This is a genomic window from Limnothrix redekei LRLZ20PSL1 (assembly GCF_043235035.1).
Taxonomy (GTDB): domain Bacteria; phylum Cyanobacteriota; class Cyanobacteriia; order CACIAM-69d; family CACIAM-69d; genus CACIAM-69d.
Map to the genome: position 1 here is coordinate 66,768 of NZ_JAZAQF010000034.1, position 8,425 is coordinate 75,192.

Annotated in this window: 6 protein-coding genes; 3 read left to right on the forward strand and 3 right to left on the reverse strand. The window is 58.1% G+C overall.

What is annotated here, in order from left to right; all coding sequences use genetic code 11:
• Positions 1-259 precede the first annotated feature (259 nt).
• The 3 genes from VPK24_RS06830 (at position 260) to fldA (ending at position 3,868) form a co-directional block, all read left to right on the forward strand.
• Complete coding sequence (locus VPK24_RS06830; RefSeq protein WP_393011590.1) at positions 260-1,330, forward strand: chlorophyll a/b binding light-harvesting protein; 1,071 nt, start codon at positions 260-262, stop codon at positions 1,328-1,330.
• Positions 1,327-2,832 (forward strand): chlorophyll a/b binding light-harvesting protein, encoded by a 1,506-nt coding sequence (locus VPK24_RS06835; RefSeq protein ID WP_393011592.1) that lies wholly within the window; start codon positions 1,327-1,329, stop codon positions 2,830-2,832. Before VPK24_RS06830 ends, VPK24_RS06835 begins: the two co-directional genes overlap by 4 nt.
• Before the next feature lie 523 nt (positions 2,833-3,355).
• The gene (gene fldA / locus VPK24_RS06840; protein ID WP_393011594.1) at positions 3,356-3,868 is read left to right on the forward strand and encodes a flavodoxin FldA; all 513 of its coding nucleotides are present in this window, start codon (positions 3,356-3,358) and stop codon (positions 3,866-3,868) included.
• 51 nt (positions 3,869-3,919) lie between these two features.
• Here the strand turns inward: fldA and VPK24_RS06845 are convergent, their stop codons facing one another.
• The 3 genes from VPK24_RS06845 to mrdA all read right to left on the reverse strand — a co-directional run bounded on the left by VPK24_RS06845 (position 3,920) and on the right by mrdA (position 7,720).
• On the reverse strand, positions 3,920-4,675 hold the full coding sequence (locus tag VPK24_RS06845; RefSeq protein ID WP_393011596.1) for a glycerophosphodiester phosphodiesterase: 756 nt from the start codon (positions 4,673-4,675) through the stop codon (positions 3,920-3,922).
• Between the two features lie 60 nt (positions 4,676-4,735).
• Positions 4,736-5,662: a lipoyl synthase gene (gene lipA, locus VPK24_RS06850; RefSeq protein ID WP_393011598.1), complete on the reverse strand. Its 927-nt coding sequence runs from the start codon at positions 5,660-5,662 to the stop codon at positions 4,736-4,738.
• A gap of 201 nt (positions 5,663-5,863) precedes the next feature.
• Positions 5,864-7,720 (reverse strand): penicillin-binding protein 2, encoded by a 1,857-nt coding sequence (mrdA, locus tag VPK24_RS06855; protein ID WP_393011600.1) that lies wholly within the window; start codon positions 7,718-7,720, stop codon positions 5,864-5,866.
• Positions 7,721-8,425 lie beyond the last annotated feature (705 nt).

An 8,425-nucleotide genomic window follows, 5' to 3' on the forward strand; every position in this document is an offset into this window, starting at 1 on the left:
ACGCCCCTACTTTAGTCCGCCCAGAGCATCGATTGAAACCGGCGCGACGAAACAGGGCGATCGTCAGCCGTTGGATCTCCAGCCGTTGGACTTACTTGTTCAAATCTTATTGAAAATTATTCTTGACATTTTCCAAATCTTGATTCAGGCTTTATTGCTATAAAGTTTCAATAAAGATTCGAGGGTTACTCGAGTCTGCACCGAATGGCGCATACCTGCAAAAACTGCAAACGCTGCAAGCTGTTGTTGGGAACTTCCTATGACTGTCACCACCACGCCGCCACAGACGGCGATCGCGATTCCTTGGTGGGCGGGGAATGCCCGCCTGACGGAACTGTCGGGACGATTGTTGGGGGCCCATGTGGCCCATGCGGGACTGATCGTGCTTTGGGCGGGGGCAATGACCCTGTTTGAGGTCTCCCGCTGCGATCTGAGTCGGCCGCTGTATGAGCAAGGCTTGATTTTGCTGCCGAACCTGGCCCGGTTGGGTTGGGGCCTGGGCAACAACGGGGCGATCGCCCAAACCGATGATTGGTTTGCGATCGGGGCAATTCATTTGATCAGCGCCGCCTTCCTGGGGGCGGGCGGTTTGTTCCACGCCCTCAAGGGGCCCGAACGGCTCGATCGCACCGGCTTTTTCAATTACCGCTGGGATGATGCCAACAAAATGACCCAAATTCTGGGCATTCACCTGGTGTTGCTCGGATTGGGCGCTTGGTTACTGGTGCTGAAGGCCACTACCTTTGGCGGTCTTTACGATCCGGCGGTGGGCCGTGTCCAGTTGGTCAGCGACCTGAACTGGGATTTGGGGCAAATCCTCGGCTACTTCTTTGGGGCCGGCGGTCGCTACTGGCTGGCTAGCGTCAATGACTTGCCCACGATCGTCGGAGCCCACGCTTGGTTGGGTGCAATCCTGATCGGTGGCGGCCTTTGGCACATCGTTTCGGAACCGTCCGCAGCCGTGAAGCGCCTGTTTATTTGGTCGGGCGAGGCCTATTTGTCCTACAGCCTGGGAGCGCTGGCCCTGATGGCCTTTGTGGCCACCCTATTTGTGTCCGTGAATGCCGTCGCCTTCCCCGAGGCCTTCTTTGGCCCCAGGTTGCAAATCGGGTTCGATCGCGTGCCCTATTTCTTTAGCCCCGATGGCGCATTGACCTCCCGCGTTTGGTTGGCCAACGCCCATTTCTGGCTCGGATTCTTTTTCCTACAAGGGCATATTTTCCACGCCCTGCAAGCGGCTGGTGTGCGGTTTGGCTTTGGGCAAACCACCCCGGCCACCCCTAACACCGCTGATTCCTCTACCCAATCAACCCAGGAGGCTGCTGCATGAGCGCTGTAATCTCTCGGACGGCGGCCCCCGCCATGCCGCAGTTGGGCTGGTGGGCCGGAAACGGTCGGTTTGTGAACCTATCGGGCAAGCTGCTGGGGGCCCATGTGGCCCATGCGGGGCTGATTGTGCTCTGGGCGGGGGCCATGACCCTGTTTGAGCTGTCTCGTTACGACGCGAGCCAACCGATGGGGACTCAGGGGCTGATTCTGTTGCCCCACTTGGCCACCCTGGGGTTTGGCTTGGGGCCCAATGGGGCGATCGCCGACACCTATCCCTATCTGGTGGTGGGCATGTTGCACCTGGTCAGTGCGGCGGTGTTGGGGGCTGGCGGCATCTATCACGCCGTGCTGGGCCCCGAGGTGCTGCCGACCGATCGCGCCAACTTCAGTGGCTTCTTTGGCTACGACTGGCGCGACAAGGACAAAATGACCACGATTATTGGCATTCACCTGTTGCTGTTGGGGGCTGGGGCCTTCCTGTTGGTGGCCAAGGCCATGGCCTGGGGCGGTCTCTATGACCCAGCGATCGGCTCCGTGCGCCTGGTTGAGCACCCCACCCTGGAGTTCGGCACGATTTGGGGTTATCTAGTCGGATCCCACGGCAGCCAAGGGATGGCGGCGATCGATAACCTCGAAGACCTGGTGGGTGGCCATGTGTGGGTCGGCGGTCTCTGCATCGCGGGCGGCCTCTGGCACATCCTCAGCCGTCCTTGGCTCTGGGTGGAGCGGGTGTTCTATTGGACGGGAGAAGCCTACCTGTCCTACAGCTTGGGAGCCTTGGCTTATATGGGCTTCTTCGCCGCCTACTTCGTGTCGGTGAATGATTTTGCCTATCCCGAAGTGTTCTACGGGCCCCTGGGCATCGTCACCCAGGACGGCACGGTGACCGCTCGGGGCTGGCTCGCAACTTTCCACTTTGTGTTTGCGATCCTGTTTTTGGCGGGGCATTTGTGGCACGCCCTGCGGGTGCGGGCGGAGGCCGTGGGCTTCAAGTTCGGCAGCGATAGCTTTATCCGGCCCGGTGGCGGCTCCCCGGAAGCGGGCACGTTGGACACGCCTGTGAGCGCCTCCGATATGACCCTGGCCCTGGTGCAATACCTGCCGATCTATCGCCCGAATCTGTCGCCCCTGTCGCGGGGTCTGGAAATTGGCATGGCCCACGGCTACTTCCTGGTGGGGCCGTTCATCAAGCTGGGGCCGATGCGATCGAGCCAGTCGGCGGAACTGGTGGGGCTGATTGCCACCATGGGGCTGCTGTTGATTTTGTCCCTGTGCCTGTCACTCTATGGGGCCGTAACCTTCCCGAACCGGGGCGATCGCTCCCTGGATCAGTTCCGGGGCATGGCCAAGGCCGTGAGCGCGAATGCGGCTGTACTGCCTGAAAACCTACGGACGGCGGACGGCTGGAGCCAGTTCAGCGCCATGTTCTTGGTGGGTGGCATGGGTGGCGCGATCTTTGCCTTCCTGCTGTTGACCCAGGGGGCGGGCCTGTTGGCACTCTAAGCGATCGCCCCGCTACTAGCCTGATTGGCCAGCATCGTTCAAACCGTTTTTTGAGTTTTTGATCCAAAAGTCAGTCATTTACAGAAATCGAAATCGGTCGTGGAGGGCCGATCGCGAGGACTGGGGGGATTCGGGGCCGCTCCGTCGCTGGGGGTGGCGATCGATCCCCTTTTTTCTGGTTTGGTAGGCATTTTCAGTTTATTAAAACTCTTTCTCAATTAAAGAAAGCTTGCTATGCTGCTATTGCTTATTTATTGAGAGTCAATTTCATTAGATAAGCGATCGAGGGTCAATCGCCAGTAACCAGCAGTGCATGGCGATCGCCCCTGAAGCAGGATCGGTACTCGGCCGGCCGACTGCAACACCCTCAACTTTTTGAGGACTGACCCAACAACCTGATCAAGACTCAGGCAGAGATCGAGCAGGGATCAGGCAAGGGGTTGAAACCTCTCGCCCCCAAGATCTCGGATGGGCATCTGTCCCATAACCACAAACCCTATCAACCCTTCAACGAATCGAACCTATGGCAACGATCGGACTGTTCTACGGCACGCAAACGGGCAACACAGAATCCTTGGCTGAAAAAATTCAAGCGGCCCTTGGCGGCGATGCCGTGGTGGATTTGCACGATGTGGCCGATGCCAGCGTCGAAGACTTTGCGCCCTATAACTACCTGATTGTGGGTTGTCCCACTTGGAACATCGGCGAACTCCAAAGCGACTGGGATGGCCTCTACGGAGAGCTAGACGACATCAGCTTTGCGGGCAAAAAGGTGGCCTACTTTGGCCCTGGCGATCAGGTGGGCTATGCAGACAATTTCCAGGACGCGATGGGATTACTGGAAGAAAAAATTGCCAGCCTGGGCGGCCAAACCGTGGGCATGTGGCCGATCGCGGGCTATGACTTCAGCGAATCCAAGGCCCAACGGGGCGATCACTTCGTGGGGCTGGCGCTGGATGAAGATAACCAACCGGACTTGACCGATGAGCGAATCGCCACTTGGGTGGCCCAGATTAAGCGCGAATTCGGCCTGTAATTGGGCAAGTTTGGCCCTGAAATTCTGGGGTTCCCGTTGGGTGCTGGTGAGCTATTGACCGTCCGAGCCGATCGGGCTAGGAGCCGCAGTCGCCAGCCGCAGCCGATCAAACTGGGCCCGATCGGGAGCGTTGGTGATCACGCCATCCACCCCCAAGCTCAGGGCCCGCTCCATTTCGATGGGATCGTCCACTGTCCAAACCCACAGGGCCGCCTGCCGCGATCGCGCCAGAGCCACCACTTCGGGGGTGAGCTGGCCATGGTGCAACGACACCACCGCCACCGCCCCCAATTCCCGATCGAGCGCGGCCCAATCCAGCAGGTCAGCCGCAATCGGGCCCAAGGGGAATTCAGGCGCGATCGCCCGCACCCGTTGCAGCATTGCCCAATTAAAAGACGTGAGCGTGACCTGTGCTTGGGGAAACGTACTCAACAAAGCCACCACGGCTTCCGGTAACTGGCGTTCCTGGCCATGACACTTCAGTTCCAAATTCAGGGCCACCCGATCGCCCACCTGGGCCAACACCGCCGCCAAGGTTGGAATCCGGGTTCCCGCAAACCGGGGACGAAACCAGGATCCCACCTCCAATTGGGCTAAGTCCGCAGCGGTCAGTTGATGGCTAGGGCGATCAACCCCGGCCAACCGCCGCAAGTTCGTGTCATGGAGTACCGCCAGGGTGCCGTCCGCCAGTTCCTGCACATCCAGCTCGATCGCATCAACCCGGTCAGCGATCGCCTGTTCGATCGCCGCCAAGGTATTTTCGGGAGCGATCGCGGAACTGCCCCGATGGGCAATGAGCTGCGCCATGGTTCTGGAGCGAAAGGATTCAAAGCGCGGATTCAAGTCGCGGAATCTGTTAACCGTTGCCTAGCCGACGGAAAGCGCCTCAGCAGACTGCGGGCGCGATCGGGGATAACGCTCCATCAGCGATCGCACCTGTTCCGCATGGTAGGAACTACGCGTCAGCGGCGAAGAAACCACCTGCAAAAAGCCCATGGACTCCCCGGCCACCCGCCAAGCTTCAAACTGCTCCGGAGTCACAAAAGACTGCACCGGCAAATGCTTAGGCGAAGGCTGGAGATATTGCCCGAGGGTCAAAATATCGCAATCCACCGATCGTAGGTCGGCCATGGCTTGTTCCACTTCCGCCGCCGTTTCCCCCAGCCCAACCATAATTCCAGATTTGGTATACAGCCAAGGGGCAAGGGTTTTGGCGCGTTGCAACAGTTCCAAGGTCCGTTGATAGTCCCCTTGAGGGCGCACCCGGCGATAAAGACGGGCGATCGTTTCCGTGTTGTGGTTCAGCACCTCCGGCCCCGCCGACAGGATAATATCCAGCGCCGCCCAGTTACCGCAAAGATCCGGAATCAACACCTCGATCGTGGTTCCCGGCGAGGCCGATCGCACGGCCGCAATGCACTGGCGAAACTGATCCGCCCCACCGTCGGGCAAGTCATCCCGATTCACCGATGTAATCACCACATGGTTCAGCCGCATCCGGCGCACCGCTTCCGCCAGCCGCGTTGGTTCCGTGGGATCCAGGGCTTTGGGCTTTTTCTCAAAGTCAATGTCGCAGTAGGGACAAGCGCGGGTGCAGGCGGGCCCCATGATTAAAAACGTGGCCGTTCCGGCATTGAAGCACTCGCCAATGTTGGGGCAGGAGGCTTCTTCGCAGACCGTGTTCAGGGCCAAGTCCCGCAAAATATCTTTGACATTGCCCACGCGCTCCCACTGAGGAGCCTTGACGCGGAGCCATTCAGGTTTTTGGGCGATCGGGTTGGAGTTTGGGTTCACGAGTAGTCCGGTTGGGTTTCACCCAGTTTTAGGGCACTTATTCATTATTGATTAATTAACACTAATCAATTAGGGCTAATCAATTAGAGCTAATTCATAAAGCTAATTCACATCGATTTCGCGCCCAAGGGAACGGCACAACCTCATGGGCGGAACTGCCTCAACCGGTTTCTTAGCCGATCGGCCTTGGATTCCCAGCGGCTAATCCTGAGATTGGCGATTGTTGCCGGTGGGCTGGTTGGCCGTTGAGGCTTGGGCGGTGTTGGATTTGCCCTTTTGGGGTTGGCGAGCCTTGGCAAAATAGGCATCAATCACCGATCGGGCAACGGGGCCGGCCACCTTGCCACCGCCACCACCATTTTCCAAAAACGCCACCACCACAATCTCCGGTTTTTCATAGGGCGCATAGGCCCCAAACCAAGCATGGGTTTCCCGGGGCGGATCTTCCGCCGTGCCGCTCTTGCCTGCCACCGACACCGTGCCATTCAGGGCTTTGCCCGTACCCGCCGTCACCACACTGCGCAGGGATTTTCGCAACAGTTCCAAGGTGCTGGGTTTCAAACCCAAAGACTCCCGCTGAATCGGCGTGGACTGCACCAACCGGGGCTGCACCCGATAGCCCCCATTGGCCACAACTGAAAACATGACCGCCACTTGCAGGGGGGAAGCTTGCACGTAGCCTTGCCCGATCGAAGCGTTGACCGTATCCACCCGATGCCAAGGCCCCAAGTCATTTTTTCGCTTCCACTCATCGCTGGGAATCAGCCCCCTGGCTTCTTCAAACCGCAACTCAATACCCGTCGGTGAGCTAAAGCCCAACTTCCGGGCCCAAGTAATCAGGTTTTTTTCGCCCGCCCGCAGGCCCGCTTGCCCAAAAAAGGTGTTGCTGCTCATGGCCATGGCACTGATGAAGCTCATGGGGCCAAAGCCAGACTTGTTCCAATCCCAGACCCGGGTACCATCCACGGGTAAATAGGCATAGGTAGGCAAAACGGCATCGGGCGGGAGTTTGCCCGACTCCACCGCCGCCACGGTGGTGACCACCTTGAAGGTACTGGCGGGGGGATAGGCCTGCAAAGCTCGGTTCACGAAGGGATGGCGACGCTTTTGCAGGGCTTGCCAAGTGCGTTGGTCAATCTTGCGGGTGAAGATATTGGGGTCAAATCGGGGTTCGCTGGCCAGGGCCAACACTTCGCCAGTTTTGGGGTTCATGACCACCACGGCCCCGTTGCGTCCCCCCAAGGCCGATTCCGAAGCCCGCTGCAAGTCCACATCTAAACTGAGGTGGATATCTTCACCGGGTCGAGCGGGGCGATCGTCCAAAATGTTGATCAGGTTGCCCTTGCCGTCAATTTCCACCCGGCCGCTACCAGGCTGGCCCCGCAGGGTAAATTCCAGGGACTTTTCAAGGCCCATTTTGCCCACGATGTCGCCATAGCGATAGCCTTTGGCGGATTTCTGGGCCCGAAATCGGTTGCCTTCTAGTTCTTCTTTGCTGATTTCGCCGATGTAGCCCAAGACGTGGGCGGCTGTTTCACCGTAGGGATAGGAGCGACTGGTTTCCCGTTCAATTTGCACCCCTTGCAGATCCACGCCATATTCCCGCAACCGCACAACCTCTTCGGGTTTCACGTTGTGCTGAACAGGAATCAGAAAGCGAGATTCAAAATCCAGGTGATCGGCCCGAGCCTGTAGATCGTCTTCTGAAATATTGAGGGTGGTGGCCAGGATGTTCCGCAGCCGGGGCCAGTTGGGCCGGTTAACCGCTGTGCGCCAAACGGAAACGGAGTGGGTGAGCTGGTTACCCGCGAGCAGTTTGCCGTTGCGATCGAGCAGGTTGCCCCGGCTAGGAATTTTGGGGATGGTTTGAATGCGGTTGCGCTCGGCCCGGGCCCGCAGGGCCTCACCTTCCATGAGCTGGAGATGCACCAGGCGCTGAGCCAGTCCCCCAAAGATCAACAGGGAAACCACACCCATCAAAATCCAACCTTGGTTTGATCGCCCGATGGTGCGGCCATCGGTGTTGAGGCGATCGTACAGCGGTTGTAGCAGCGTCATAGGATGATCAGCCGATGGAAAGAGGGAGCAAGGGGAAAAATCCCAAGCGGACAACAATCAGCAAGCGTAAGAGCAGTTAGCGATCAAACCAACAGGTGCAAGTCATGGGCCAACTGGTCTAGCTCTGAGCATCAACGCATAGGCTCGGGGTCAATGGCTCGGGGTCAATGGCTCGGGGCGATCGCACAGAGAAGAAGCAACGGGACGGGGAAAACAAAACCAGGAACACGACAACCCTTGGAATCCCAAAAATTAGGCTTTTGGGGATTCGATCGGGGGTTTGTTAATGGGCGGCGGGCGCTTAAGCGACCCGTTGATGGGGGTTTGTGTTTTTTACCCATGCCCAATCGGCCGTCGCCCAATACTTTACCGGAAATTCTGAGGGTGACCAAACCAGTTTTGGGCATTTGGCGCGATCGAGCGCCGCAAAGACCTGATGGCACGCTGTTTTGTGGCTTGGGGCGCAGGGCTGATTAGGGATTCTGATGATTTGATGACATTAGGCTCAAAATTTTGAACCCAGGATTCTGATGGTTTGATGACATTAGGCTCAAAATCTTGAGCAACTGCCTGAATTGAACGTGAATTCGGGTTAAGCAGGGAGTTCAATGCCTAGTGTCGCTAGGTCAAGAGTGGGCTTCTTGGGCTGATGGCAGTAAGCAATCAGCCCACTGAGCAAATGCACAAAGCCACTGACTGGACTGC